Below are 26,180 nucleotides of genomic sequence, written 5' to 3' on the forward strand. Positions count from 1 at the left end.
AGTTCGCGTCCTTCCTCTACCCCGTCGATCGGGGGAGAGGTGTCGAGCGAAGCTCGACGGAGTGGGGGTCGACCTGGCACACCAATCATTTGCGCACCGCCCCAAAAGTGATGCCGCGCAGCAATTGTTTGCGAAGCAGGATGGTGAAGACCAGGATCGGCACCAGGAAGATGGTCGTGCCGGCCGCCACCGCCGGCCAGTCCTGGCCGCCTTCGCCGATGATGGTCGGGATGAAGGGCGGCGCGGTCTGCGCGGTGCCGGAGGTCAGGAGTGCGGCGAACGCATATTCGTTCCAGGCGAAGATCAGGCAGAAGATGGCGGTCGCGGCGATGCCGGTAGTCGCTTGCGGCAGCACGGTGCGCCAGAAGGCCTGCAGCCTGGTATAGCCGTCGATCATCGCCGCTTCCTCATACTCGCGCGGGATCTCGTCGATGAAGCCTTTCAGCAGCCACACCGCGAGTGACACGTTGACCGCGGTGTAGAGCAGGATCATGCCCAGCGCGGTGTCGGACAGGCCGAGCTCGCGGTACATCAGGTAGATGGGAATCGCGACCGCGATCGGCGGCATGAAGCGCGTCGACAGGATGAAGAACAGAAGGTCATCGGCCAGCGGCACCTTGAAGCGCGAGAAACCATAGGCAGACAGCGTGCCGAGGAAGACCGCGCAGAAGGTCGAGCCGAAGGCGATGATCAGCGAATTGACGAAGCGCGGCAGGAAATTGGACGGGCCGGCAATCACCATGTTGCGCTTGCGCGAGGTCTCGTCGCAGAAACCGGTCGCGGGTCCGAGCGAGTTGATATACTCGGGCGTTTGCCTGGTGCGCGTCGTGAACAGGTTGCAATAGCCCTCGATGCTCGGCTGGAACAGAATCTTGGGCGGATAGGCGATCGAATCCGGCGGCGTCTTGAAGCTGGTGGCGAAGATCCACAGCAGCGGCACGATCGAGATCAGCGCGTAGAGCACGATGATCGTGCCGGCGATCCGCTTCGAATTGGCCGAGGGGGCGACGACGGAGTGGGCGGTGGTCAGGCTCATCTCTGCTTCACCTTGTTCAGCGCCTTGACGTAGATGTTGGCCAGCCCGAACACCGCGACGAACAGGATGATGGCGAAGGCCGAGGAATAGCCGGTGCGCCAGCTCTCGAAGGCCTGCCGCTTCAGCGTGATCGAGGCGACCTCGGTGGTCGAGCCCGGCCCGCCGCCGGTCAGCAGGTTGACCATGTCGAACATTTTGAAGTTCTCGATGCCGCGAAACAGCACCGCCAGCATGATGAAGGGCAGCGCCATCGGCAGCGTGATCGACCAGAACTGCCGCCAGTTGGACGCGCGGTCGACCTCGGCGGCTTCATAGATGTATTCGGGGATGGAGCGCAGGCCGGCGAGACAGATAAGCATGACATAGGGCGTCCACATCCAGGTGTCGACGATGATGATCGACCACGGCGCCAGCGACACGTTGGACAGCATCTGGATGTCGGTCGGTGGTATCCGGGTGACGAACGAGATGGCGTAGGCGAACAGGCCGATCTGCGGCTCGTAGAGGAAACGCCAGAAATTGCCGACCACCGCCGGCGACAGCATCATCGGCACCAGGATGATGGTCGTCCAGAAGGCGTGGCCGCGAAACTTCCTGTCGATCAGCCACGCCAGCGTGAAACCGATCAGCGTCTGCAGCAGGATCGTCCAGAACACGAAATGCGCCGTCGTCTGCATGGCGATCCAGATGTCCTGGTCGCCGAGGATGCGCTGGTAGTTGGCGAAGCCGAGGTTTTTCACCACCTCGTTCGGGCGGTTCGCCCGGAAGTTGGTGAAGGACAGGTAGATCGCCCAGAACAGCGGGAAGATGTTGATGGCCAAGAGCAACAGGATCGTCGGCGAGATGAACAGCCAGGCGAGGCCCTTGTCGCTGATGCCCCGGACCTTGCGGGCCAACGGCTCCGGGGTCGCCCGGGCAACGTTCTCCGCAGTCCGATTGAGCATGGTGAGTCCTGCTTCGGTCACGTCAAGTCTCGACACTGGAATTTATCTGAACTGCGTCCCGTGCCAAGGGCAGCACGGGACCAAGAGCATGATGCCGAAAAGTGTGAAGCGGTTTTCGGACGACATCATGCTCTCTCTCTTTCTAGCCCTGAGGCGGATGATTTCTGGTCGATTCCGCCTGAAAATCATCCGCCTCTGGGGTCAGGCTCGGGAGGAGCCGTTGGTCCGGTTACATCTTGCCGTCGTCCTGGAACACTTGCGTCCAGTCCTTGACCAGGCCGTCAAGCGCGTCCTTGGCCGAACCCTGGCCGGCAACGACATAGTCGTGGAAGCGCTTCTGCGACGCCTGCAGCAGCGGTGCGTAGCTCGGCTCGGCCCAGAAGTCCTTCACGATCGCCATCGAGTCGAGGAAGGTCTGCGCATAAGGCTGGCTGGACGGGAAGGCCGGGTCCTTGACCACCGCGTTCAGGCAGGAATAGCCGCCGAGCGACCACCATTTGGCCTGCACATCCTTGTTGGCGAACCACTTGATGTATTTCAGCGCCGATTCCTGCTTGTCTGAATAGGACACCACCGAAATGCCCTGGCCGCCAAGCTGCGCAAACTGGGCGCCACCGGGACCCTTCGGATTGACGAAGTAGCCGATCTTGTCGCCGCCGACATTCTCGTCCTTCTGCAGGCCGGGCCATGTGAAGGCGAAGTTCATGTGCATGGCCACCTGACCGGATTTGAAGGCGTCGACGCCTTCGCCCATATAGCTGTTCGAGGCACCCGGAGGCGTGCAGCAATCGTAGAGCGACTTGTAGAACTCCAGGCCTTTGACCGCGTCTGGCGAATTGACGAAGCCTTCCATCTCGTAGGGCTTCTTGGGGTTTTCATACTGGAAGCCGTAGCTGTAGAGCACGTCCATGGCGCCCATGGTGATGCCTTCCGAGCCACGCTCGGTGTAGATCGAAGCGCCATAGACGGTCTTGCCGTCGATCTCGCGCTTCTGGAAGAACTCGGCGGCCTGCTTCAGTTGGTCGAAGGTGGTCGGCGGGCCGAGATCCCAGCCATATTTTTCCTTGAATTCCTTTTGCAGCTCCGGCTTGGAGAACCAATCCTTGCGGTAGGTCCAGCCGACGACGTCGCCCATGGCCGGCAGCGCCCAGTAGTTCGGCGTGTTCTTCGGCCATTCGGAATAGCCGACGACTGTTGCCGGCACAAAGTCGTCCATGCTGATCTTCTCCTTGTCGAAGAAGTCGTTCAGCTTGACGTAGTGGCCGTTCTCGGCCGAGCCGCCGATCCACTGGCTGTCGCCGATGATCAGGTCGCACAGTTTGCCGTGCGAGTTGAGCTCGTTGAGGAAGCGGTCGGCATAGTTGGTCCACGGCACGAATTCGAATTTCATGCCGATGCCGGTTTCCTTGGTAAAATCCTTGGACAGTTCGACCAGCGCGTTTGCCGGATCCCAGGCGGCCCAGCAAAGCGTCAGGTCTTCAGCGTGCGCCGCGTTCGAGACGGCTGTCGACGCGGTAATCGCCGAGGCCAGCCCCAACGCCAGTTTCAAGCTCGATTTCATGCCTTCCTCCCATTTGCGAAACGCGCCCGGATGGCCGTTTCAAGAACCCCTCAACCCTCGCTCCTCCGAGGGGCTAAACACGGCGCGCTATGCGTCGCCAGGGCGGCGCGGTGCGCCGCAGATGTTTAGTAATTTGTTTAGTGATGCAATTTTTACTAAACAAGGCAAGCGAATTCGTCGCTGCGCCGCAACATGGCGAAACGGCGATTGAAATCGTTGGGAAATGATTGCCGGACGGCTCGCCCGGAAGTTGCTTAGCCGGGGTCGCCTATAATTTCGTCTGCAGCGTCACCGGCCGAACAGGGGGCGCGGGCGGCAGCAGCGCGCGGATGTCGGCGAAGGGAAATGTCGGCTCGAATCGGAAGGCCTCGGCCAGGGAGCCGGGAACGCTGTTGCATTGCCCGGCGCGAAACTCATTCTGGACGCGCGCTCTGTCGACATATTGCTCCGGCCACTGCGACTGGTGCGCTCGGATCGCCTGCGTCTTGATATCGCCGTAGGCGGAAATGTCGACGTAATGCGTCGGCGCAAAGCCGGTGCCGCCCATCGTGTCGGCATGCAGCACGGGGACGCCGAACGAGGCCGCGATGCGCACGCCGTCCGACAAAGCACGATGGTCGGCGTGATAGTCGTTGGGGGCATGCGTGATAACCAGATCCGCCGCGGTCTCGCGTATCAGCGCTTTCAGCGAAGCGATCAGTGCCGCATCAGCCACCAGTTCGCCGTCGGGAAAGTCGAGAAAGCGAAGGGTTGCGCCGAGCAGCGCCGCAGCGGCCGCCGCCTCGTCGCGGCGGACACGAGCCAAAACGCTCGGGTCGCCCATGCCGCCCCTGGCGCCATCCGTGGCCACGGCAAAAGTCAGTTCTGCGCCTTGCGTGGCATAGGCAGCCAGCGTACCGAACATGAATATCTCGATGTCGTCGGGATGCGCGCCGAGCGCCAATACCTTCACTGCACTCTCCCCGGAAATGGAAAAACGTGACGAACGGAATCCTGCTCGCCCTCATCGCCTATGCAAGCTATTCGTGCAGCGATGCCGTTATCAAGAGCCTTGGCGGACAGTTCACCGTCTTCGAGATCGGCTTCTTCATCACGCTGTTTGCCGGCTGCTTCCTGTTTTTCAGCCGCCCAGTCGATGAGCGCTGGCGCGACTTCTGGCGCACCGGGCGGCCATGGGCGGTGCAGGCCCGCGCCTGGGCCGGCATCGCCTCGGGCGTGCTCAGCGTCTACGCCTTCACCACCATTCCGCTGGCCGAGACCTATGCACTGATCTTCCTGGCGCCGCTTTGCGTTACCATTCTCTCGACCGTCATCCTGAAAGAAAAGGTCGGTCCATGGCGCTGGCTGGCGGTGGTTGCCGGCTTTGCAGGTGTCATGCTGGTGGTGCGGCCAGGTTTTCGCGAGTTGCATCTCGGACACCTTGCCGCCTTCACGGTGGCCTTCCTTGCCGCGGCCAGCGTCATCCTGATGCGGTCGCTCGCCCAGCAGGAAAAGCGCACCACCATGCTCGGCGTGCTCATCGGTTACGGGCTGCTGTTCAACGGGGCCGGCACCATCGCCACATCGTTTACCCTCCCCAACGCCATGCAGCTGCTGTGGCTGGTGCTGGGCGGCGCCTTTACCGCCGGCGGCCAATTGCTGCAGCTGCTGGCCGCCAAATACGCACCGGCCAACCGCATCGCGCCGACGCATTATTCGCAGATCGTCTGGGCGGTGATCCTCGGTGCGTTGTTCTTCCAGGAGTATCCGGACTGGATATCGCTGGTCGGCTTGGCCGTCGTTGGCGCGTCCGGCCTGCTCACCATGGTGCGCGAGGAGGTGCGGCTGGGCACGGTGCGCTGGAACCCGTTTGCGCGCACGAGGCTTTGATCCGGTTGCATGGCCATAGTGACCGCTGATATGCGGACGCAATGACGACGAGATCCTTGCCGGAGCTTCCGGTATCCGCCGTGCTGCCGGCCCTGAGCGAGGCGCTCGGCTCCGGCAACAGCGCCGTCCTGGTGGCGCCGCCTGGCGCCGGCAAGACGACGCTGGTGCCGCTGGCGCTGCTCGATGCGCCCTGGCTGGTCGCCGGCAAGATCGTCCTGCTCGAACCGCGCCGGCTCGCCGCCCGCGCCGCCGCCCGCCGCATGGCCGAATTGCTTGATGAAGAGCCCGGCGCCACTGTCGGCTATGCCATGCGCATGGAAAACCGCACATCGGCCCGGACAAAAATCCTGGTCGTCACCGAAGGCGTCCTGGCGCGCATGATCCTAGACGATCCCGAGCTGCCCGGCGTCTCGGCGGTGATTTTCGACGAATTCCACGAGCGCTCGCTCGACGGCGATTTCGGCCTGGCGCTGGCGCTCGACGTGCAGGGCGCGCTGCGGCCGGATTTGCGGCTGCTGGTGATGTCGGCAACGCTCGATGGCGCGCGCGTCGCGAAACTCCTGTCCGGCGCCCCGGTGATCGAAAGCCAAGGCCGTGCGTTCCCCGTAGATGTCAGATACGACGAGCGGCCAGCCGGCGTTCCCATCGAAGACGCCATGGCCAAGGCGATCCGCTCCGCTCTTGCCGGCGAGAGCGGCAGCGTGCTCGCCTTCCTGCCGGGACAGCGCGAGATCGAGCGCACCGCCGAGCGGCTGCAGGGCCGGCTCGGCGCCGACACCGACATCGTGCCGCTCTACGGCCAGCTCGACAACAGGGCGCAGGATGCCGCCATCAAACCGGCGCCGCCCGGCCGCCGCAAGGTGGTGCTGGCGACGTCGATCGCCGAGACCTCGATCACCATCGACGGCGTGCGCGTCGTCATCGATTCCGGCCTGTCGCGGCTGCCGCGCTACGAACCGGCGAGCGGCCTGACCCGGCTGGAGACGGTGCGCGTTTCCAGGGCGTCCGCCGACCAGCGCGCCGGCCGCGCCGGGCGCACGCAGCCAGGCGTCACCATCCGCCTCTGGCGGGCCGAGCAGACGGCGGCCCTTCCCGCGTTCACCCCGCCCGAGATTCTGGAAGCCGACCTGTCCGGCCTGCTGCTCGATTGCGCCGCCTTCGGCGTCGCCGATCCCGCAAGTCTCTCCTTCCTCGATCCGCCGCCCATTCCCGCGCTTAACGAGGCGCGGGCGCTGCTCACGGCGCTGCACGCCATCGACGCGGCCGGACGGCTGACGGAGGCAGGCGGCGCGATGCGCAAGCTGGCGCTGCCCGTGCGGCTCGCACACATGGTCGCTGAAGCCGCTGGCGGCGGCCACGCGCTCGAAGCTGCGATGCTAGCCGTCCTGCTCACCGAGCGTGGCCTTGGCGGCGACGGCGCCGACCTCGAACGGCGCCTGATGCGCTTCCGCACGGAAAAGTCACCGCGCGCCGTTGCGGCAAGGCAGCTTGCCGGGCGATTGGCGAAGCAGGCGGGCGGCGCCAAGAGCAGCGAAACCGCTTCTGCCGGTCTTCTCCTCATCCACGCCTGGCCGGACCGTGTCGCCAGAGCGCGCGGCGAGCGCGGGCGTTTCGTGCTCGCCAACGGCTCCGGCGCCATGCTCGATGCCGCCGATCCGCTGGCCGGCGAGACCTGGCTGGTCATCGCCGATCTGCAAGGCAAGGCGCAAAACGCCCGTATAACCGCCGCGGCCGCGGTCCACGAGACCGACATCCGTGCCGCTCTCGCCGACAGGATCGAGACGCGCCGCGAGACAAGCTTCGACCGCGAGCGGCGCGCGGTGCGCGTGCGCGAGACCGCCAGGCTCGGCGCCATCACTTTGTCGGAGCGCATGCTGCCCGCACCAACTGGAACAGACGCCGACCGCGCCATCCTGGATGCCTTGCGCGAGCACGGCCTGTCGCTGCTGGAATGGAGCAAGGACGGCGAGACGCTGCGCCAACGGCTTGGCTGGCTGCATCGCGGCCTAGGCGCGCCTTGGCCCGATGTTTCGGAAGCCGCCCTGCTCGAACGCCTCGACGACTGGCTGCTGCCGTTCCTGTCGGGCAAGGCGTCCTTCGCCGCCATCGATCCCGGCACGCTGTCGTCGGGCCTGATGGCGCTGGTGCCGCATGATTTGCAGCGCAAGATCGGCACACTGGCGCCGACCCATTTCGACGCGCCGTCCGGCAGCCATGTGCCGATCCGCTATGACGGCGAATGGCCGGTGCTGGCGATCCGCGTGCAGGAGCTGTTCGGCCTTGACCGCCATCCAGCAATCGCCAACGGCACCGTGCCGCTGACGCTCGAGCTGTTGTCGCCGGCGCACCGGCCGATCCAGACGACGCGCGACCTGCCCGGCTTTTGGCGCGGCTCCTGGGCCGATGTGCGCACCGATATGCGCGGCCGCTATCCCCGCCATGTCTGGCCGGAAAATCCGCTGCTCGCTGCGGCGACGGCAAGAGCGAAGCCAAGAGGCACCTAACCTTGAACCAATGCCTGGCGAGCCGCTTGCTTCAACGGGCGGCACACATTGGCGATTAGCGTAAAACATTCATCGCGTCGTCATCCACGGGCGTAGCAAGGAGCGAAGCGACGCGGCGCAGACCATAGGATGACGAAAGCGCGAGTCTTAGCCCATCCCATCAACGGTCCGCATCTATGAAACCCCTGCTGCAGCGCTACTAGCGCTCGTCCTTTCCCGGCTATAATCCTTGGCCATGATCAACATCGTGCACGCGCCAGACTTCCAGCAAAGCCAGCGGCTGCGCCTCAACACGCTGATCCGGCTGCGCTGGCTGGCCATCGTGGGCCAGAGCCTGGCGGTGCTGGTGATCGCCTATGGGCTCAAATTCCCGCTGCCAGTCAGCCTCTGCTTCGCGCTGGTCGCCTGCTCGGCCTGGCTCAACCTGGTGCTGACCTTCCGCTATCCGGCAGCGCACCGGCTGACCCCGTTCTCAGCCTTTTTCATCCTGACCTTCGACAGCCTGCAGCTTGCCGGCCTGCTCTTTTTGACTGGCGGCCTCACCAACCCGTTCTCGGTGCTGATGACCGTGCCCGTCGTCATCTCGGCGGCGTCGCTGCCGCTGCGGCTAACTGCGGTGCTCGGCGCGCTGGTCATGGCGGCGGCCACGTTGCTGGTCTTCTTCCACCAGCCGCTGCCATGGTATGAGGGCGCGCCGCTGCCCATGCCATTCATCTATGTTGCCGGCATATGGATGGCGGTGTTTTCCTCGATCGCCTTCACCGCCATCTATGCCTTCCGCGTCGCCGAGGAAGCCCGCCTGCTCGCCAATGCGCTTGCCGCCACCGAACTGGTGTTGCAGCGCGAGCAGCATCTGTCGGCGCTCGATGGCCTCGCCGCCGCCGCCGCGCACGAACTCGGCACGCCGCTCGCCACCATCGCCCTTGTCTCCAAGGAAATGGAGAAGGCGCTGGGTAACGATCCGAAATATGGTGAGGATGTGAAGCTGTTGCGGTCGCAGAGCGAGCGCTGCCGCGAGATCCTGAAGCGGCTGACCAGCCTGTCCTCCGAGGGTGAGGCGCATCTGTCGCGTCTGCCGCTGACTTCGCTGGTCGAGGAGGTGACGGCGCCGCACCGCGATTTCGGCATCTCGATCAAGCTTCGGCCGGGCGAGCGCGTCGGCCCCGAACCGGTGGGACGGCGCAACCCCGGCGTCATCTACGGCCTCGGCAATCTCGTCGAGAACGCGGTCGACTTCGCCCGCAACAGTGTGACGGTGCGATGGAGTTGGGACGAACTCGACGTCACCTTCTCGATCATCGATGACGGGCCGGGCTTTCCCCCCGAAATCATCGACCGCATCGGCGAGCCCTATATGTCGACGCGCCAGGGCAACGAAGCCGGCGGTGGCCTTGGACTCGGGCTCTTCATTGCCAAGACCTTGCTCGAACGCTCCGGCGCCACGCTCGATTTCCGCAATTCGAGCGGGCTGGGCGAGGGCGCCATCGTGCAGATATCGTGGCCCCGCACCGTCTTCCTCAACCCGGAATCGGTGGGGATCTCGATGTTCGACACCGCGTAAAAGCCTTGGCGGAGGCGGCAAAATTGGACAATGGCGTTCAGGAACTATATCTGCGTAAAATTAAGGCAGCAGGATTTTTTAAGATAATGACTGGCGAAGAAGCAATTGGCGCAATGGTCGAAGGCGAGGACACCTCGCTGCTCATCGTCGACGACGACAAGCCGTTCCTGACGCGGCTGGCCCGCGCCATGGAAACCAGGGGTTTCGTGGTCGAGACGGCCGAGAGCGTCGAGGAGGCGGTGGCCAAGGCGCGCGCCCACCCGCCGGCCTATGCGGTGGTCGACATGCGGCTTGGCGACGGCAACGGCCTCGACGTCGTCGCCGCCATCCGCGAGAAGCGCGACGATGCCCGCACCGTCATCCTCACCGGCTACGGCAACATCGCCACCGCGGTGACCGCGGTGAAGCTCGGCGCCATCGACTATCTGTCGAAGCCGGCTGACGCCGACGACGTGTTTGCAGCGCTCACCCGCACCGCCGGCGAACGCGCCGCACCGCCGGAAAACCCGATGTCGGCCGACCGCGTGCGCTGGGAACACATCCAGCGCGTCTACGAAATGTGCGACCGCAACGTGTCGGAAACCGCGCGCCGGCTCAACATGCATCGCCGCACGCTGCAGCGGATACTCGCCAAGCGCGCACCACGCTGAGGTTCACGCGCCGGCGGCGCCGGCCGCCAATTGCCGAACCTCAGCGCTGCCCCTCACCTGCCTGCCGGCATCCTCTCCCCGTATAGAGACGGGGGAGAGGGGCGCTCTCATCGCCGGTTTCGCCAATCGCCGGCGTTGCAGGAGACGACGGCGAGGCTGAAGCTGCCTCTTTCTCCCCGTCGCTATGCGGGGAGTTGAGGAATGGTCCGCGAAGCGGACGAAAAGCCAACTGCTTGGCTTTTCGAATGACGAACGTCCGGCAGGACAATGAGGGGCGGCGCCAACGCTGGAAACAGTTGCGCTTGCCGTGCCATCGACCTTTGCCCATCATCGGCAATAACGCCGCCGGAAAACCCGGCAACGGAGCACAGATGCGCGACAAGCAGCCGAAATCCATCCTTCGCGAATTCCTCGATGGCGAGGCGGCGGGCGGCATCATCCTGATGGTTGCGGCAGCCCTTGCGCTGATCGTCGCCAATTCACCATTGGCCGAAACCTATTTCGCCGCTCTCCACGCCTATCTCGGCCCGCTCAGCGTGTCGCACTGGATCAATGATGGGCTGATGGCGGTGTTCTTCCTGCTGGTCGGCCTCGAGATCAAGCGCGAGATGCTCGACGGCCAGCTCTCGACCTGGCCGCGCCGCGTGCTGCCGGGCGTCGCCGCCGCCGGCGGCATGCTGGTTCCCGCGCTGGTCTATGTCGCCATCAACCGCAACAACGCCGCCGCGCTCTCCGGCTGGGCGATCCCGACCGCCACCGATATCGCCTTTGCGCTCGGCGTACTGTCGCTGCTCGGCAACCGCGTGCCGGCGTCGCTCAAGATATTTCTCACCGCGCTCGCCATCATCGACGATCTCGGCGCCGTCATCATCATCGCCATCTTCTACACAAGCGGCCTGTCGCTGGCCTATCTCGGTGCGGCCTTCGCCGTCATCGCGGTGCTCATCGTGCTCAACCACATGCGGGTGACGAGGCTGACGCCTTACCTCGTGCTCGGCGCCGTGCTGTGGGTGCTCGTGCTGAAATCGGGTGTGCATGCGACGCTGGCCGGCGTGGCGCTGGCGCTCACCATTCCGCTGAAAACTTCTCCCGGCAGCGGGCACGATCTCGACCATTCGCCGCTGCACCGGTTGGAGCACGGCCTGCACAAGATCGTGCCGTTCTTCGTCATCCCGATTTTCGGCTTTGCCAATGCCGGCGTGTCGCTGGCCGGCCTCAGCGCCTCTGCCCTGGTCGAGCCGCTGACGCTCGGCGTTGCCGCCGGCCTGGTGCTGGGCAAGCTGGCCGGCGTCTTCGGCTCCTCGGCGCTGGCGATCCGGCTCGGCTTCGCCGACCTGCCGGTCAATGCCGGCTGGCTGCACATGATCGGCATTTCGCTGCTCTGCGGCATCGGCTTCACCATGAGCCTGTTCATCGGCCTGCTCGCCTTCGCCAACGACATGGCGCTGCAGGACGCCGTCAAGGTCGGCATCTTGGCGGGCTCGTTCGTTGCAGCGCTGCTGGGTGCCGCCGTGCTCCTGATGGCGCCGGCGGCAGGGGTGGAGGAGGTGGTGGAGTAGGTGTTCTTGGGTTCCTCGCCCCCGCAAAGCGGGGCGAGGAACTTGAGCTTCGTCTACTCGCTCTCTCCCGCCAGCGCCGGCACCGCCACACCCGCCAGTTCCGCCGCCAGCAGCCGCGCCGCACCCGCCCGTGCGATGCGCAGCATCAGCGCCTTGCGCGTTGCCGCCGCCATCCGGTGCTCGGGCGCATCGCGCAGAATCTCGGCGCCGTAGCCGTCGGAGAGGATGAAGCCGCATTCCTCGGGGAAGATCTCCGATGGCACGCCCGGATGGGTGGCGAAGAAGAAGCGGTCGGAGTGTAGCCGGTAGTCAGGCCATTTGCGGTCGACGCGGAAATCCTCGATCGAGGATTTGACCTCGATGATCCAGATATCGCCCTGCCGGGTCAGCGCCACAAGGTCGGCGCGCCGCCCGGTGGCCAGCGACAGTTCGGGCAGCACATGCATGCCCATTTGCATCAACAGCCTCTGCACGCCGCGCCGCACCAGCATGGCGCGTTCGGACTGGCGGCCGTCGATGAGGGGATTGAGGGGAATCGGCGAAATGATCGGCATGGCACCCACCATGCCAGATTTTGTTCACGGTTTGAACCCATGGGCAAAATCCGATTGACAAATTCGGCCAGATAGGAATATAATCCTGCTACGGTTGATGATCCGAGAGGCATGTCACGTCATGGGCCAGGCGCTACGGGAAGTACTGCGGACAATACTGCGTTGGATCGAATCTCTGATCGGTGTCATCTCCGCGTTTGTGAGAAGCGGGATGGCCGAAAAGGTCCTGAAGTCTCGGATGAGCGAGGTCCGGCCGCTTATGTCACTGCCCGAAGCGGCCTTGTCTTCGCCCGGCCTAAGCTCCGAAATTGGTAACTTCCCTACGGCTGGGTAGCTCCTAGAGCCATTTGATGGCTCCCAGGATCAGCACGACAATAACTGCCATCACTAATTCCAGACCAGGCCTGACCTGCGCACGAAGTTGCGGTGAAAACCGGCATGCCAGCAGGACGCCAAGCCCGCCACCGAGCGGCGTTAGAACCTTGTCGATAAACTCAACGGCATTCATGTCTTGACCCCCAAACCCAAGCGCGAGACTAGCAGGGCCAAGGTCGTGAGCAAATGGGTTTGTCAACCATACAATCGCCTTTCGCAGGGCGACTATATACTTTACAACGCGCCCTGCGGATTGATCCCCGCTATGCTTGAGATAAGCTACCGGGAGGCAAAGCATATGAAGCGTAGAACCGCACTCACCGCGCTGCTCGTATCGTTGGGCACGATAGGCCTAATCTTGCTGGGGATTGGCCTTCTTGCTAGCGCGGGAATCGTAGCTGAGAAGGGTACTTGGCCGCATATTGTCGGTGGCTTCACTGCGGTATTGATGATGCCGATAGCTTTTGTGGCGTTTCTGTCCTGTATGTTTTCAGTTCTGACCACCCTTCTTTTTGCGGCTCTGCCGCGAGAGAAGCTGATCCCCTATCTCAGAGCGTGGCCATTCAAGTTTTTGCTCTGGAAGGAAGTCAGAGAAGAGTTTGAACCTACCTCAAGCTAGGTCTGCTTCTTACTCGTTCCGTCTGAAGGTGGCGGTCGCTTTCGGATTTTGACCCCAGCATCCGCGCGCCTCATCAGACGATTATTCGGTTGACAAACCTGGGTGACGGCTTGGTCCGAGCGTCTTCCGCGATCGCACTCTATTAGTCTGGGTGCAGTCTGGTATTGATCCGCAGCGGCCCTATGTCGTGCCGATCGACTTCCGTTCTTAGCTATAAATCGGCCGGACTAAAGTCTTACGTCGTGAGCGCAAAGGTCTGATGTAACCGCTTTGGTTCCGTTCTTGTCCATTGGACGTTCCGTAATTTTAGCCAAATGAGATATAGACCTTTGGAGGTTTTTCTTGCGCGTCCGGCGCCCAGTCTATCCCGGCGCCCGTGCTTCAAACCGTGGCCCGCCTGTCTGCGGCCTGCGCAGCCCCCGCAATGTCATCCAAAATCGGGCAATCCGGCCGGTCGTCACCATGGCAGGCCTGGATCAGCGTCTGCAAGGTCGTGCGCATCGACTGCAGCTCGCGCACCTTTTCCTCGATGGCGCTCACATGGGCGGCGGCAATCTCGCGCACATCGTGGCTGGCGCGGCTGCGGTCCCGGTAGAGCGCCATCAGCTGCCGGCAATCGTCGATTGAAAAGCCGAGGTTGCGAGCGCGGCGCAGGAAGGCTAGCCGATGGATGTCGTCGCTGGAATAATCGCGATAGCCATTGCCGGCGCGCGCCGGGGCGATCAGGCCGATCTCTTCATAGTAGCGGATGGTCTTGGCCGGCAGGCCGGACCGCGCCGCGGCATCGCCTACATTCATTGTGATTCCTCGATGTGGTTCCCTGATTCTAGGCTATCCGACAGGACCGACCATTGTTTTTCCTTCACAATCCCGTGAGTCCTGTTGCCTAAATGCCATAGTTGCCGGCTTACCGGCACGTAAGCTCCTGCATATAGGCATCGCGCGCTTGGCAAGCAAAGCAAATGCCAGCATGAATGATTTCAGGAAAAGCGGCCGTAACGTGTCGCGACATCTTGGCGGGGCATCGGACCATTTCATGCGCATGAAGTCATTTGCAATCGTCGCCGCACTTGCGTTGTCGGCCGCGATCTCGGGTTGCAGCACGATCGGCTCGCAACTGTTCACCAACAACTACGGTTCGGTGAACGATGCAGGCTACCAACTGCCGCGCATCCCGATCGAGAGGGTGCCGCTGAAGTACCACCGGCAAGAGGTGAACTACGACACCTCGGAAAAGCCGGGCACCATCGTCGTCGATACCCAGAACAAGTTTCTCTACTTCGTCGAAGGCGACGGCCGGGCGATCCGCTACGGCATCGGCGTCGGCCGCGAAGGCTTTGAATGGCACGGCACCGCCCATATCGCGCTGAAGCGCGAATGGCCGACCTGGACGCCGCCGCGGCAGATGATCCAGCGCCAGCCGGAGCTAGCGAAGTTCGCGAGCGGCATGGAGCCGGGCTTGAAGAACCCGCTCGGCGCGCGCGCCATGTATCTGTTCAACAAGGGCGGCGACATGGGCTACCGCCTGCACGGCAGTCCGGAATGGAATTCGATCGGCAAGGCGATGTCGTCAGGCTGCATCCGGCTGATGAACCAGGACATCATCGACCTCTACGACCGCACGTCGGTCGGTGCCAAGGTCATCGTGATGTAGGACCATGATCCGGAACCGAGGTCCACGAAAGCGAAAAGTGGAACCGGTTTTCGGGAAGATCATGGTCAAAATAGGCGTTACCCTTCGTACGCGGACCGTCTAGGCAACAACGGACGTCCAAAACAGAAAACCGGGCAATCTGGCCCGGTTTTTTGTTGCTCGCTCGAATGCGTGAAGGGGTCTTAGGAGACCTGCTCGACCTGCTGTACTTCCGGCACGAAGTGGCGGAGCAGGTTCTGGATGCCGTGCTTCAGCGTCGCCGTCGAGGACGGGCAGCCGGCGCAGGCGCCCTTCATGTGCAGGAACACGGTGCCGTTCTCGAAGCCGCGGAAGGTGATGTCGCCGCCATCTTGGGCAACCGCCGGGCGCACCCTGGTGTCGAGCAGTTCCTTGATGGTGATGACCAGTTGCTCATCGGCCTTGTCGTAGAATTCGCCGGTCTGGCTGGTCTCGGCGGCGGGGCCGGCGTTGACCATCACGGGCGCGCCCGACATGAAATGCTCCATGATGGCGCCCAGGATCGCCGGCTTCAGGTGCTGCCAGTCCGGGCCGTCCTTGGTCACGGTGATGAAGTCATAGCCGAAGAAGACGCCGGTCACGCCGGGGATCTCGAACAGCCGGCCGGCCAGCGGCGAGGCGCTGGCTGCACTGTCGGCGTCGCGGAAATCGGCGGTGCCTTCAACAAGGACTTCCTTGCCGGGCAAGAACTTCAGCGTTGCCGGGTTCGGCGTCGATTCGGTCTGGATGAACATGGCCGTCTCCGTGCCCAGTCGGGCAGCTAGTTTGGAATGGTTCTAAATAGGCTCAATCGGCTGGACATTCAAGCGAAACGCGTCGCTCAAAATGGCTGGCTGGCGGAATGTTTTGCTGGCTGGGAATGAATCCCGCGCGGGCTATAAAATCCATCCGAAACCGCTTCACACTTTCCGGCATCACTCTTTATGCGAGGCTGTCGATCTCCTCGTCGGAAAGGTTCTGCGGCACCACTGTGACGGGAATAGGGAAGGCGGCGCCCTTGCCGGCAACAGCCCCGACCAGCGGCCCGGGTCCTTCCTTGCCGGCACCTGCCGCCAACACCAGGATGGCGATGTCCTGATCTTCCTCGATCAGCTTGTGGATCTCTTCGGTAGGCTTGCCTTCGCGCACTACCATCTCGGGCTCGATGCCGAGCTTCTGGCGCACCTTGTTGGCGTAGCCGTCGAGTGCCGCGCGTGCCGTGGCATTGGCCTCCTCGCGCATGATCTTCTCGACGCCCAGCCAGTGCTGAAAGTCGTCAGGTGTGATGATGTAGAGCAGCACCAGCGTGCCGCTGGTGCTCTGCGCCCGCTTGGAGGCGTAGGCGACGGCGCGCTCGCACTCCGGCGTGTCGTCGATGATCGTCAGGAATTTCCTGCGATGGCCGGCTTCGCGACTGAGGCGTTTGGAGACCATGTCTATCTACTCGATGTTTTCGGCCGCAATCTGCCACCGCGACAGACCGGCGGCAAGCCGCCGGCCTTGGGCCAGAATGGTGCGGTGCACTGACGGTAGGATCAGCCCTGCAACAGGCCGATAATGTCGCGTACCGTCTTCATGGTGGTCTCAGCCAGCGCGCCGGCGCGTTCGCCGCCGTCTCTCAGCACCGCGTCGACATAGGCGCGGTCGCCCTCGATACGGCGCATCTCGCCGGCGATCGGCGCCAGTTTTTCCACGGCAAGGTCGGCGAGCGCCGGCTTGAACACGGAAAACTGCTGGCCGCCGAATTCCTTCAGCACGTCCGCCTTCGACATCTCGGCCAGCCCTGCATAGATGCCGACCAGGTTTTCCGCTTCCGGGCGGCTTTCCAGGCCGTCGACTTCGCTTGGCAACGCTTCCGGGTCGGTCTTGGCCTTGCGGATCTTCTTCGAGATGGTGTCGGCATCGTCGGTCAAATTGATGCGGGACAGATCCGACGGGTCCGACTTCGACATCTTCTTGGAGCCGTCGCGCAGGCTCATGATGCGCGCCGCCGGCCCGCCGATCACCGGTTCGGTTATCGGGAAGAACCCGTTTACCGTCTCTTCGCCAACCTGCATCTCGACGCCGACGCCAAGACTGGCGATGCGGCTCGAAAAATCATTATTGAACTTTTGCGCGATGTCGCGGGTCAGCTCCAGATGCTGCTTTTGGTCCTCGCCCACCGGCACATGGGTGGCGCGGTAGAGCAGGATGTCGGCCGCCATCAGCGAGGGATAGGCAAGCAGGCCCAGCGAGGCGTTCTCGCGGTCCTTGCCGGCCTTGTCCTTGAACTGCGTCATCTTGTTCATCCAGCCGATGCGCGCCACGCAGTTGAAGATCCAGGCAAGCTCGGCATGCTGCATCACCCGCGACTGGTTGAAGACGATGTGCTTCTTCGGGTCGATGCCGGAGGCAAGGAAGGCCGCGGTAATCGAGCGGGTCTGGTCGGCGAGGTCGTCATGGACGAGTTGTGCCGTCAGCGAATGCAGGTCGACGACGCAATAGATGCAGTCTGACGTGTCCTGCAGGGCGACGAATTTCTTGATGGCGCCGAGATAGTTGCCGAGATGCAGATTGCCGGTCGGCTGTACCCCGGAAAAGACGAGCTGTTTGAAGGCGGTCATGGGTTCCTCATGGCTTGTGGAGGGCCGTATAAGCGTGATTCCGAAAAGTTGCAGACTTTTCGGAGCCAATCACGCGGCTGGAAACCACGCGCGGCGAAAGTCTTGCGACGGCGCGCTTATGGACGAAGGGGCGGAGAGGATCAAGACCGGTGTTGCTGTTAGCTCGCCCGGACTATTCGTCCAGATCGGCGTTTGGCGCTGGCGCCGCTGCCTTGCCCGAGCCGCGTTTCACATTGCGCCGGATCATTCCGAAATCGGCGCCGCCGGTGGCGAAAGCCGTGACGAAGTAGAGCAGCGCCCCGCCGGCCACCAATGAGAGAAGCGTCACGGCTTTGATCACCAGTGGCGAGCCGGGGCCGAGCCTGACGGCCAGCCAGTGCTCGGCGAAGTAGAGTGCCACCGCCATCACCGCCGCCGACAGGACGAGGCGGGGGATGCGTTTCATCAGCGGCACGTCGCGGCCCCAATGGCCGCGCCGGATCAGGACGGCCAGCAGCATCACCGCGTTGACCCAGCCGGCGACGGCCGAGGCCACCGCGATACCGGGCGCACCCATCCTGGGAAACAGCGTCAGTGCCGTGGCGACGTTCACGCCCACCGAAATGGCGGCGAACATCATCGGCGTGCGCGTGTCCTCGCGGGCGAAATAGCCGGGGGTGAAGGCCTTGATCAGCACGAAGGCCGGCAGGCCGAGGCCGAAGATCGCCAGGATTGCCGCCACGGTCGGCGTCGAGCCGTTGGCGGCGAAGGCGCCGCGTTCATAGACCAGCCGTACGATCGGTTCCGCCATCACCCACAGTGCCGCCGCCGCCGGCAAGGTCATGAACAGCGTGAATTCGACCGAGCGGTTCTGCAGGTTGGCGGCCTCGACCAGATTGCCCGATTTCAACGCCCGCGACAGTTCCGGCAACAGCACGATGGCGACCGCCACGCCGACGACGCCGAGCGGCAATTGGTAGATGCGATCGGCATAGGCAAGCGAGGACACCGCACTGTCCTGCGCCGAAGCGATCGCCGTGCCGATCAGCTGGTTGATCTGGGTGATGCCGCCGGTGATCGCCGCAGGCAGCGCCAGGATCAGCAGCCGCTTGACGTTGGGCGTCATCTTCGGCCGGCGAAAGCCGATTGCGATGCCGGCATTGCGCACCGCGACCCAGACGATGGCGAGTTGCACAATACCCGCCGCCAGCACGCCCCAGGACAGGCTGAAGCCAACCTCACGCGCATCCATGCCGTGGTACCAGGCATAGCCGAGCACGCTGATCAGGATGATGTTGAGGAAAGCGGGTGCGACGGCTGCCGCGAAATAGCGGCGCAGCGAATTCAGCATGCCGGCCATCATGGCCGCCAGCGACATGCAAATGAGATACGGGAACATGATCGTCGCCAGCAGGACGGTCGTCTCGAATTTGCCCGGCGTGTCGGCAAAGCCCGGCGCCACCAGATAGCGCACGATCAGCGGCATCGCCAGTTCCATGACAATGGTCAGCGCCAGAAGTGCGGTGAACAGGACGCCGAACACTTCCTCCGAGAAGCGCTTGGCGCCGTCGGTGCCGTGAGTCTCGATCTCCTTGGCAAACAGCGGCACGAAAGCGGCGTTGAAGGCGCCTTCTGCAAACAGCCGGCGAAACGTGTTGGGAAACTGAAAGGCGGCGTTGAAGGCGTCCGCCACCGGCCCGGTGCCGAGTGCGGCCGCCATCAGCATTTCGCGGCCAAAGCCAAGGGCGCGGCTCATCAGCGTGCCGGACGCAACCGTGGCGAATTTCTTGACGAGGCTCATGCGCGGGGAGATTGCCTGGATGATTGGGACAAAGGGGATGATTGGGACAAAGGGGGTGATTGGGACAAAGTGATGGTCACTCGGCCGCCGCCTTGGCCTTGCCGGAGCGCTCCGGGACAACGCCTTCAAGTGCCGCGATCAGCCTGGTGTGGATGGCGGCGGTGCGCGCCGGATTGTCGATCTTCTGTCCCGTCAGGTCGGTGACATAGAAAGTGTCGATCACCTTCTCGCCGAAGGTGGTGATGTGGGCCGAGGCGATGTCGAGCGAGAGGTCGGACAACGCACTGGTGATTTCCGACAACAGGCCGGGCCGGTCCAGCCCCTCGACCTCGATCACCGAAAACCGGTTCGACAGCGTGTTTCGGATTTCGGCGCGCGGCGGAATCTTGAACACCTTGGCGCCGCGCCGCGGCCGGGTGCGCTTCTCGATCATCTCCGGCAACCAGCTCTTGCCCGACAGCACGTCCTCGATCAGCCGGCCGACGCGCTCGGCGCGGCGGCGCTCGTCCTCGTCGCGGTCGAATTCCCGTGAGATCAGGATAATGTCCAGCGCGCGGCCGTCGGACGTGGTGAATATCTGCGCGTCGACGATGTTGCCGCCGGCGCCGGCACAGGCGCCGGCAATGACCGAAAGCAGGCGCGGATGATCCTGCGCCAGCACGGTGATCTCGGTCACCGCCTCGAATTGGTGGGTCCTGACCACGGTGGCGAGCTTCTTGCCTGCCGCGTCGGCTTCGCGGATGAATTCGGCATGGCGCAGCTGATCGGGGAGGTCGACCGTCAGCAGATAGTTCTCGTAATGCAGGCCGACATAGCGCTTGCGGGCCTTGTCCGGCCAATCGGCCAGCGCCTCGGCCAGCCGCTCGCGCGCCGCCGCCGTTCGCTTGGCGCGCGACACTTCCGAGAAGCCGCCGGTCAAAAGCAGTTCGGTCTCGTAGTAGAGCGTGCGCAGGAGCTGACCCTTCCAGCCGTTCCACACGCCCGGCCCGACACCCCTGATGTCGCAGACGGTCAGGATCAACAGCATTTTCAGCCGCTCGACCGATTGCACGATCGAGGCGAAATCCTCGATCGTCTTGCGGTCGTTGAGGTCGCGCGTCTGCGCCGTCATCGACATCACGAGATGGTTCTCGACCAGCCAGGCGACGGTCTCGGTGTCGGCCGCCGACAGCCCCATATGCGGGCAGATGCGGCGTGCGATCCGGGCGCCGGCCTCTGAGTGATCCTCCGGCCGACCCTTGGCGATGTCGTGCAGCAGCACCGCGACATAGAGTGCCTCTCGGCTCTTCTCTAGCCCCGGCATCAGCGTGTGCGAGAGCGGATGCACCTTTTCGCCGTCGCCGCGCTCGATCTCGGCCAAGACGCCGATGCAGCGGATCAGGTGCTCGTCCACCGTATAGTGGTGGTACATCGAGAACTGCATCATGGCGACTATTCTGCCGAAATCGGGGATCAGCCTGCCGAGCAGGCCGGCCTCGTTCATGCGCCGCAAATTGAGCTCGGCATTGCGGTCCGAGGTCAGGATGTCGAGGAACAGCCGGTTGGCCTCGTCGTCGCGCCGCAGCGACTTGTTGACCAGACCGAGCGAGCGGGTGAGCAGCTTCAGCGCATCGGGATGGAACTCCAGCCCGTGCTTGTCGGCGAACCAGAACAGCCTGAGCAGATTGACCGGGTCGCGCTCGAACACGCTGTCGTCAGCGACGTTGATGCGGTGATTGTCGACAATGAAGTCCGACGTGCCTGCCAGCTTGCGCTTGCGGCGCTGGAAGGTGAGGAAGATGCGGTTGAAGCCGGGCACATGCTTGGCCTGCTCTTCCTCGAGCGCGGCGCAGAAGATGCGGGTGAGGTCGCCGACATCCTTGGCGACGAGGAAGTAGTGCTTCATGAAGCGCTCGACCGCCGACAGACCGGGATGCATGGTGTAGCCGAGACGTTCGGCAATCTCGCGCTGGATGTCGAAATGCAGCCGTTCCTCGGCCTTGCCGGTGAGGAAATGCATGTGGCAGCGCACCGCCCAGAGGAAATCCTCGGCCTTGAGGAATTCCCGGTATTCGGCCTCAGTGAACACAGCCTTGTCGACTAGTTCCTCGCCTGTGCGCACGCGATAGAAGTATTTGGCGATCCAGAACAGCGTCTGCAAATCGCGCAGGCCGCCCTTGCCGTCCTTGACGTTGGGCTCGACCAGATAGCGGCTTTCGCCGGCCTTGGCATGGCGATCGTCGCGTTCGGCGAGCTTGGCCTGCACATATTCCGGTCCGGTGGTGCGCACCACTTCATGGTCGAAGCGGGTGAGCAATTCGTCGAAGAGCTTCTGTTCGCCCCACAGGAACCGCGCTTCCAGGATCGTGGTGCGGATGGTGATGTCGCTGCGCGACAGCCTGAGACACTCGTCGATGTTGCGGGTGGCGTGGCCGACCTTCAACCCGAGGTCCCACAGCATATAGAGCATATATTCGACGATCTGTTCGCCCCACGGCGTCTGCTTGTAGGGCAGCAGGAACAACAGGTCGATGTCGGAGCCCGGCGCCAGCGTGCCGCGGCCATAGCCGCCGACGGCAACGACCGCCATGCGCTCTGCGGCCGAGGGGCTTTTCACCCGGTAGACGTGGGTCGCGGCGAACTCGTAGAGGGCGCGGATGATCTCGTCCATCAGATGCGACAGCCGGGCGGCGCAGGCCGTGCCGCTGCCATCGTCCATCAGCATGCGCTCGGCAACCTTGCGGCCCTCGGTCAGCCGATCCTTCAGCAGCCGGAGCGCACCGACGCGCGCGCCGGGCTCGGCGCCGCTGGCCGCCGAGATCAGCGCCGTCATGTCGCGGCGCAAAGCCTCGCTGTCGATCAGCGCGTCGAGCTTGAGGGAGATTTTTGCCATGGATTGCCGGTGGGCCTCGCCTTTGCGCGGCGTCTATAGCGCGTTTTCACGGCGCTGTGTATGGGGCGGACGGACGCGTCGGCCGCGATACCAGAAAGGGATGATCATCTCGCGCCGGAGCCGGAAGAGATCGGCGATCTGCCGCGTCAACCGCCTGGCCTCGATCCTTGCCTTGGCGGTGATTGGCTTCTGGCGCTGTTTACCTATCCCGCTTGCCACCCATTCCTCTGTTCGCTCCTGCTTGAGCAGGCTTGGCAATCTCACCGGAATGTCGCCGAGGAATTGTGCCTGCAGGCACAATGCCGGGACGAGTTGGTAAATGACCTTGTCGGACGAGGTCGCAAAACGCGGATTGAAGATGAGGTGATCGACGGGAATGCTGATCTCGTTCGTTGCCGCAAGAAGGTCCCGCGCGGCCTGTCTGGACAGGATGTATCCCGCTGTACCGATATGGAGCCCGTGCAGTCTGCTCGCGGAAAAACCGTGGCCGCAGGCGACTTGCTTCCGTGAAATTACGGTTCGGTTGAAGAACGTTTCCAACTTGACGATGTCCGCATCGGCGGGAATCCAGCTCGCATCGGCAAGCAAAGCACCGGCTTTGTCCGGGAAAACGACATCGTCCTCGAAAATCGCCGCGTAAGCATCCTCACCTGTCGCGATCATCGACCAACACTGTTGGTGGCTGAGCAGGCATGCAATCTCGGCGTCGGCCAGACGCAAATGCTTCTTGCCCTGCGGCATTTCGGCCAGATCCGGCCGATCTCGCGCATCGATGGCGGCGACCCGCTCGAAGGCGGTGCCGATGCGCGCGAACTCCGCCGTTACATGGGCGAGGCGATCGCGGGACCGATCGAGATTGATAATCAGGCATTTCATTTGGGTGGGATCGATGCAGTGGGACGCGCGTCCATAGCATGGGAACAAAGTTGCGTAAGCGATTTTCCCTCGATGTGTGCGATGAGGGCCATGATCGAAAAGTGGAAATCGCCCCTTGACCTTCCAGTTACTGGAAGCACTACCTCCTCACCGAGACAGATATAAGGCATTTTTCGATGGCGCATTCCGAGCATCACCACCACGCGGCCGATGGCAGCTGTTGTGCGGCAAAGGCTGCTGAGCCGGCCGCCGAAGCCGTGGTGCGCGATCCGGTCTGCGGCATGAGCGTCGATCCGGCCGCGGGCAAGCCGACGGCCGAGCATGGCGGCCGTCTCTTTCACTTCTGCAGCGAGGGTTGCCGTACGAAATTCGTCGCCGGGCCCGAAAAATACCTGACCGCCACCGACCCCGTCTGTGGCATGAGTGTCGACCGCGCTACCGCCAGGCATTTTTTCCGCCACGAAGGCCAGGGTTTCTATTTCTGCTCGGCCGGCTGCCAGGCGAAGTTCCAGGCCGAGCCACAAAAATATCTCGGCGACAGGCCGGCGGCGTCGCCGGTGCCGAAAGGCACGCAATACACCTGCCCGATGCACCCCGAAGTGATAAGAGACAAGCCCGGCTCCTGCCCGATCTGCGGCATGGCGCTTGAGCCGATGGGCGTTCCCACTGGCGATGAGGGCCCGAACCCCGAACTGGTAGACTTCACCAGACGGTTCTGGGTCAGCGCGGTGCTGTCCGTGCCGCTGCTGATCGTTGCCATGGCGCCGATGCTCGGCCTGACGTTCCAGGCGTTTGTCGACGGGCGGACGATGGTGTGGCTGGAACTGGCGCTGGCGAGCCCCGTCGTGCTGTGGGCGGCATTCCCGTTCTTCCATCGCGGCTGGGAGTCGCTGGTCAACCGCAGCCCCAACATGTGGACGCTGATCTCGCTCGGTGTGGGTGCGGCCTACCTCTACAGTGTCGTCGCCACGCTGTTTCCCAACATCTTTCCGCATCAGTTCCGTGGCCATGGCGGCGCCGTCCCGGTCTATTTCGAGGCAGCTTCCGTCATCGTCGCGCTGGTATTCCTCGGTCAGGTGCTCGAATTGCGGGCGCGCGAAAAGACCGGCTCGGCCATCCGTGCGCTGCTCGACCTGGCGCCGAAGACGGCAAGGCTGATCGGGGAGGACGGCTCCGAGACCGACGTGCCGCTGGATGCGGTCAAGACCGGCGACCACCTACGCATCCGTCCGGGCGACGCCGTGCCGGTCGACGGCATTGTAACGGAAGGCCGTTCCGCCGTCGACGAATCGATGATCTCGGGCGAGCCGCTGCCGGTTGAAAAAACGAAAGGCGATGCCTTGACCGGCGGCACGCTCAACAAGAACGGTTCGCTGATCATGCGCGCCGAAAAGGTCGGCGCCGAAACGACGCTTTCGCGCATCGTCGAGCTGGTCGCAAAGGCGCAGCGTTCGCGCGCGCCGATTCAAGGTTTAGCCGATCGCGTCTCCTTCTACTTCGTGCCGGCCGTCGTGCTGGTCGCGCTCGCGGCCTTTGCCGCCTGGGCGATCTTCGGTCCCGAACCCAGCTTGATCTTTGCCATCGTCTCGGCGGTCTCGGTGCTGATCATCGCCTGCCCCTGCGCGCTCGGCCTGGCGACGCCGATGTCGATCATGACCGCCACCGGGCGCGGGGCGCACGCGGGCGTGCTGATCAAGGACGCGGCCGCGCTCGAGCGCTTCGCTTCGGTCGACACGTTGATCGTCGACAAGACCGGCACCTTGACCGAAGGCAAGCCTCGCTTGACCGATGTCGTCGCTGCCGACGGCCTGTCCGAGAATGAGTTGCTGGCGCTCGCCGCCGGGCTGGAAAAAGGCTCGGAGCATCCGCTGGCCGAGGCCATTGTCGGCGGCGCCGGCGAACGCGGGCTGACGCTCATCGAGGCCAGCGGCTTCGACGCCGTCACCGGCAAGGGCGTATCCGGCACGGTGTCTGGCAGGAAGGTTTCTCTCGGCAACGCCGCCATGATGGCCGACGTGGGCATGGACACCGCTTCCCTTTCGGCGAAAGCTGAGGCGCTGCAGGCCGAGGGCAAGACGGCGATGTTCGTTGCGGTGGACAAAAGACTGGCCGGCATTGTCGCGGTCGCCGATCCGGTCAAGGCAACGACAGCCGAGGCGATCAGGGCGCTGCACGACAGAGGCTTGCGGATCATCATGGCGACCGGCGACAATGAACGCACGGCGCGCGCCATCGCCAAAAGCCTTGGCATTGACGAGGTGCGCGCCGGCCTTCTGCCGGAACAAAAGGCAGCCCTTGTCGAGGAGTTGCGTGCGAAAGGTGCCGGCATCGCCATGGCCGGCGACGGCGTCAACGATGCGCCGGCCCTGGCCAGCGCCGATGTCGGCATCGCCATGGGCACCGGCGCCGATGTCGCTGTCGAGAGCGCCGGCATTACGCTGGTCAAGGGCGATCTCAACGGCATCGTCAGGGCGCGAACGCTCGCCCAGGGGACGATCCGCAACATCCGCCAGAATCTGTTTTTCGCCTTCCTCTACAATGTGCTTGGCGTGCCGGTTGCCGCCGGCGTGCTCTATCCGCTGACCGGCACGCTTTTGTCGCCGATGCTGGCGGCGGCGGCCATGAGCCTGTCTTCGGTTTCGGTCATCGCCAACGCATTGCGGCTGCGGACGTTGAAACTCTGAGCAAAGCCCCCAGATACGAATTTCAATCAACAGGAGATCATGGATGACCTTGGCTAAGAAAATCGTGCTTTTGATGATGGCGGCGGGAATGCTGCTTGCCGTTTTCCTCGAAAGCGTCCCGGCGCAATCCGAAGAGATGAAACACGACATGGGCGCGATGGGCGCGCAAGGTCCTTCGACCGACGGCTACAAGGCGGCGATGGACAAGATGCACACCGACATGATGATCGAATATTCCGGCAATGCCGATGTCGATTTCGTGCGCGGCATGATCCCGCATCATCGGGGCGCGATCGACATGGCCAAGGTGGAACTCGCCAATGGCAACGATCCCGAAATCCGCAAGCTGGCCGAAGATGTCATCGCCGCGCAGGAAGCCGAGATCGCCAAGATGCAGGCCTGGCTCACCGCCCATCCGGCGAAGTAAGGCAGCAACGGCCATGCCGGAGAGATCCATTCTGGATTTCTCTCCGTGGTTGTGA

Annotated in this window: 22 protein-coding genes; 9 read left to right on the forward strand and 13 right to left on the reverse strand. The window is 63.5% G+C overall.

The window, feature by feature from the left end; genetic code table 11:
• Window positions 1–85: 85 nt before the first annotated feature.
• The 4 genes from NLY37_RS25995 to NLY37_RS26010 all read right to left on the reverse strand — a co-directional run bounded on the left by NLY37_RS25995 (window position 86) and on the right by NLY37_RS26010 (window position 4,493).
• On the reverse strand, window positions 86–1,036 hold the full coding sequence (locus NLY37_RS25995; RefSeq protein ID WP_023711245.1) for a carbohydrate ABC transporter permease: 951 nt from the start codon (window positions 1,034–1,036) through the stop codon (window positions 86–88).
• A complete protein-coding gene (locus NLY37_RS26000; protein ID WP_031198535.1) occupies window positions 1,033–1,980 on the reverse strand; it encodes a carbohydrate ABC transporter permease in 948 nt (315 codons plus the stop codon). Before NLY37_RS26000 ends, NLY37_RS25995 begins: the two co-directional genes overlap by 4 nt.
• 229 nt (window positions 1,981–2,209) lie before the next feature.
• Window positions 2,210–3,541, reverse strand: coding sequence for an ABC transporter substrate-binding protein (locus NLY37_RS26005; RefSeq protein WP_023742513.1), 1,332 nt, complete (start codon window positions 3,539–3,541; stop codon window positions 2,210–2,212).
• A 268-nt stretch (window positions 3,542–3,809) separates the two neighbouring features.
• The gene (locus NLY37_RS26010; RefSeq protein ID WP_023742512.1) at window positions 3,810–4,493 is read right to left on the reverse strand and encodes a PIG-L deacetylase family protein; all 684 of its coding nucleotides are present in this window, start codon (window positions 4,491–4,493) and stop codon (window positions 3,810–3,812) included.
• Window positions 4,494–4,519: 26 nt separating this feature from the next.
• Between NLY37_RS26010 and NLY37_RS26015 the strand changes: the two genes are divergently transcribed.
• From NLY37_RS26015 to nhaA, 5 genes are all read left to right on the forward strand, one after another.
• Window positions 4,520–5,410, forward strand: a complete 891-nt coding sequence (locus NLY37_RS26015) for a DMT family transporter (RefSeq protein ID WP_023694178.1) — start codon at window positions 4,520–4,522, stop codon at window positions 5,408–5,410.
• Window positions 5,411–5,451: 41 nt separating this feature from the next.
• Window positions 5,452–7,914, forward strand: coding sequence for an ATP-dependent helicase HrpB (hrpB, locus tag NLY37_RS26020; protein ID WP_286440726.1), 2,463 nt, complete (start codon window positions 5,452–5,454; stop codon window positions 7,912–7,914).
• Window positions 7,915–8,149: 235 nt separating this feature from the next.
• On the forward strand, window positions 8,150–9,475 hold the full coding sequence (locus NLY37_RS26025; protein ID WP_023743182.1) for an ActS/PrrB/RegB family redox-sensitive histidine kinase: 1,326 nt from the start codon (window positions 8,150–8,152) through the stop codon (window positions 9,473–9,475).
• Window positions 9,476–9,561: 86 nt separating this feature from the next.
• Window positions 9,562–10,125: an ActR/PrrA/RegA family redox response regulator transcription factor gene (locus NLY37_RS26030; protein WP_023672848.1), complete on the forward strand. Its 564-nt coding sequence runs from the start codon at window positions 9,562–9,564 to the stop codon at window positions 10,123–10,125.
• A gap of 371 nt (window positions 10,126–10,496) precedes the next feature.
• Complete coding sequence (gene nhaA / locus NLY37_RS26035; RefSeq protein ID WP_031246575.1) at window positions 10,497–11,684, forward strand: Na+/H+ antiporter NhaA; 1,188 nt, start codon at window positions 10,497–10,499, stop codon at window positions 11,682–11,684.
• A 53-nt stretch (window positions 11,685–11,737) separates the two neighbouring features.
• On the opposite strand, the gene NLY37_RS26040 is transcribed toward nhaA, so the two are convergent.
• Window positions 11,738–12,238, reverse strand: a complete 501-nt coding sequence (locus NLY37_RS26040) for an MmcB family DNA repair protein (RefSeq protein ID WP_023692665.1) — start codon at window positions 12,236–12,238, stop codon at window positions 11,738–11,740.
• Window positions 12,239–12,575: 337 nt separating this feature from the next.
• Complete coding sequence (locus NLY37_RS26045) at window positions 12,576–12,746, reverse strand: hypothetical protein (RefSeq protein ID WP_023685143.1); 171 nt, start codon at window positions 12,744–12,746, stop codon at window positions 12,576–12,578.
• Between the two features lie 165 nt (window positions 12,747–12,911).
• Between NLY37_RS26045 and NLY37_RS26050 the strand changes: the two genes are divergently transcribed.
• On the forward strand, window positions 12,912–13,232 hold the full coding sequence (locus NLY37_RS26050) for a hypothetical protein (protein ID WP_023807719.1): 321 nt from the start codon (window positions 12,912–12,914) through the stop codon (window positions 13,230–13,232).
• A 381-nt stretch (window positions 13,233–13,613) separates the two neighbouring features.
• Here NLY37_RS26050 and cueR read toward each other — a convergent pair whose 3' ends face one another.
• The gene (cueR, locus tag NLY37_RS26055; RefSeq protein WP_023672853.1) at window positions 13,614–14,030 is read right to left on the reverse strand and encodes a Cu(I)-responsive transcriptional regulator; all 417 of its coding nucleotides are present in this window, start codon (window positions 14,028–14,030) and stop codon (window positions 13,614–13,616) included.
• Window positions 14,031–14,268: 238 nt separating this feature from the next.
• Between cueR and NLY37_RS26060 the strand changes: the two genes are divergently transcribed.
• Window positions 14,269–14,886, forward strand: coding sequence for a L,D-transpeptidase (locus NLY37_RS26060; RefSeq protein ID WP_023692663.1), 618 nt, complete (start codon window positions 14,269–14,271; stop codon window positions 14,884–14,886).
• A gap of 182 nt (window positions 14,887–15,068) precedes the next feature.
• On the opposite strand, the gene NLY37_RS26065 is transcribed toward NLY37_RS26060, so the two are convergent.
• The 6 genes from NLY37_RS26065 to NLY37_RS26090 all read right to left on the reverse strand — a co-directional run bounded on the left by NLY37_RS26065 (window position 15,069) and on the right by NLY37_RS26090 (window position 23,014).
• A complete protein-coding gene (locus tag NLY37_RS26065) occupies window positions 15,069–15,638 on the reverse strand; it encodes a NifU family protein (protein WP_023685140.1) in 570 nt (189 codons plus the stop codon).
• Window positions 15,639–15,825: 187 nt separating this feature from the next.
• Window positions 15,826–16,317, reverse strand: coding sequence for a universal stress protein (locus tag NLY37_RS26070; RefSeq protein ID WP_023672856.1), 492 nt, complete (start codon window positions 16,315–16,317; stop codon window positions 15,826–15,828).
• A gap of 101 nt (window positions 16,318–16,418) precedes the next feature.
• Window positions 16,419–17,486 carry a tryptophan--tRNA ligase gene (gene trpS, locus NLY37_RS26075; RefSeq protein WP_023672858.1) on the reverse strand — a complete coding sequence of 356 codons (1,068 nt, stop codon included), beginning with the start codon at window positions 17,484–17,486 and terminating at the stop codon, window positions 16,419–16,421.
• Window positions 17,487–17,658: 172 nt separating this feature from the next.
• A complete protein-coding gene (murJ, locus tag NLY37_RS26080) occupies window positions 17,659–19,266 on the reverse strand; it encodes a murein biosynthesis integral membrane protein MurJ (RefSeq protein ID WP_023743186.1) in 1,608 nt (535 codons plus the stop codon).
• 76 nt (window positions 19,267–19,342) lie between these two features.
• Window positions 19,343–22,138, reverse strand: a complete 2,796-nt coding sequence (locus NLY37_RS26085; protein WP_023743187.1) for a [protein-PII] uridylyltransferase — start codon at window positions 22,136–22,138, stop codon at window positions 19,343–19,345.
• 33 nt (window positions 22,139–22,171) lie between these two features.
• Complete coding sequence (locus NLY37_RS26090; protein WP_023743188.1) at window positions 22,172–23,014, reverse strand: glycosyltransferase family 25 protein; 843 nt, start codon at window positions 23,012–23,014, stop codon at window positions 22,172–22,174.
• A 176-nt stretch (window positions 23,015–23,190) separates the two neighbouring features.
• Between NLY37_RS26090 and NLY37_RS26095 the strand changes: the two genes are divergently transcribed.
• Window positions 23,191–25,698: a heavy metal translocating P-type ATPase gene (locus NLY37_RS26095; protein WP_023743189.1), complete on the forward strand. Its 2,508-nt coding sequence runs from the start codon at window positions 23,191–23,193 to the stop codon at window positions 25,696–25,698.
• Between the two features lie 43 nt (window positions 25,699–25,741).
• Window positions 25,742–26,125 carry a CopM family metallochaperone gene (gene copM, locus NLY37_RS26100; protein ID WP_023743190.1) on the forward strand — a complete coding sequence of 128 codons (384 nt, stop codon included), beginning with the start codon at window positions 25,742–25,744 and terminating at the stop codon, window positions 26,123–26,125.
• The last annotated feature ends 55 nt before the right edge of the window (window positions 26,126–26,180 follow it).

This window comes from Mesorhizobium sp. C395A (assembly GCF_030323205.1).
In the GTDB taxonomy this organism is placed as follows: Bacteria; Pseudomonadota; Alphaproteobacteria; order Rhizobiales; family Rhizobiaceae; genus Mesorhizobium.

What these genes read in the sequence shown, in the direction of transcription:
- NLY37_RS25995 (WP_023711245.1), bottom strand. Translation starts at nt 1,036, where the DNA reads ATGAGCCTGACCACCGCCCACTCCGTCGTCGCCCCCTCGGCCAATTCG.
- NLY37_RS26000 (WP_031198535.1), bottom strand. Translation starts at nt 1,980, where the DNA reads ATGCTCAATCGGACTGCGGAGAACGTTGCCCGGGCGACCCCGGAGCCG.
- NLY37_RS26005 (WP_023742513.1), bottom strand. Translation starts at nt 3,541, where the DNA reads ATGAAATCGAGCTTGAAACTGGCGTTGGGGCTGGCCTCGGCGATTACC.
- hrpB (WP_286440726.1), top strand. Translation starts at nt 5,452, where the DNA reads ATGACGACGAGATCCTTGCCGGAGCTTCCGGTATCCGCCGTGCTGCCG.
- NLY37_RS26025 (WP_023743182.1), top strand. Translation starts at nt 8,150, where the DNA reads ATGATCAACATCGTGCACGCGCCAGACTTCCAGCAAAGCCAGCGGCTG.
- NLY37_RS26030 (WP_023672848.1), top strand. Translation starts at nt 9,562, where the DNA reads ATGACTGGCGAAGAAGCAATTGGCGCAATGGTCGAAGGCGAGGACACC.
- nhaA (WP_031246575.1), top strand. Translation starts at nt 10,497, where the DNA reads ATGCGCGACAAGCAGCCGAAATCCATCCTTCGCGAATTCCTCGATGGC.
- NLY37_RS26040 (WP_023692665.1), bottom strand. Translation starts at nt 12,238, where the DNA reads ATGCCGATCATTTCGCCGATTCCCCTCAATCCCCTCATCGACGGCCGC.
- NLY37_RS26045 (WP_023685143.1), bottom strand. Translation starts at nt 12,746, where the DNA reads ATGAATGCCGTTGAGTTTATCGACAAGGTTCTAACGCCGCTCGGTGGC.
- NLY37_RS26050 (WP_023807719.1), top strand. Translation starts at nt 12,912, where the DNA reads ATGAAGCGTAGAACCGCACTCACCGCGCTGCTCGTATCGTTGGGCACG.
- cueR (WP_023672853.1), bottom strand. Translation starts at nt 14,030, where the DNA reads ATGAATGTAGGCGATGCCGCGGCGCGGTCCGGCCTGCCGGCCAAGACC.
- NLY37_RS26060 (WP_023692663.1), top strand. Translation starts at nt 14,269, where the DNA reads ATGCGCATGAAGTCATTTGCAATCGTCGCCGCACTTGCGTTGTCGGCC.
- NLY37_RS26065 (WP_023685140.1), bottom strand. Translation starts at nt 15,638, where the DNA reads ATGTTCATCCAGACCGAATCGACGCCGAACCCGGCAACGCTGAAGTTC.
- NLY37_RS26070 (WP_023672856.1), bottom strand. Translation starts at nt 16,317, where the DNA reads ATGGTCTCCAAACGCCTCAGTCGCGAAGCCGGCCATCGCAGGAAATTC.
- trpS (WP_023672858.1), bottom strand. Translation starts at nt 17,486, where the DNA reads ATGACCGCCTTCAAACAGCTCGTCTTTTCCGGGGTACAGCCGACCGGC.
- murJ (WP_023743186.1), bottom strand. Translation starts at nt 19,266, where the DNA reads ATGAGCCTCGTCAAGAAATTCGCCACGGTTGCGTCCGGCACGCTGATG.
- NLY37_RS26085 (WP_023743187.1), bottom strand. Translation starts at nt 22,138, where the DNA reads ATGGCAAAAATCTCCCTCAAGCTCGACGCGCTGATCGACAGCGAGGCT.
- NLY37_RS26090 (WP_023743188.1), bottom strand. Translation starts at nt 23,014, where the DNA reads ATGAAATGCCTGATTATCAATCTCGATCGGTCCCGCGATCGCCTCGCC.
- NLY37_RS26095 (WP_023743189.1), top strand. Translation starts at nt 23,191, where the DNA reads ATGGCGCATTCCGAGCATCACCACCACGCGGCCGATGGCAGCTGTTGT.
- copM (WP_023743190.1), top strand. Translation starts at nt 25,742, where the DNA reads ATGACCTTGGCTAAGAAAATCGTGCTTTTGATGATGGCGGCGGGAATG.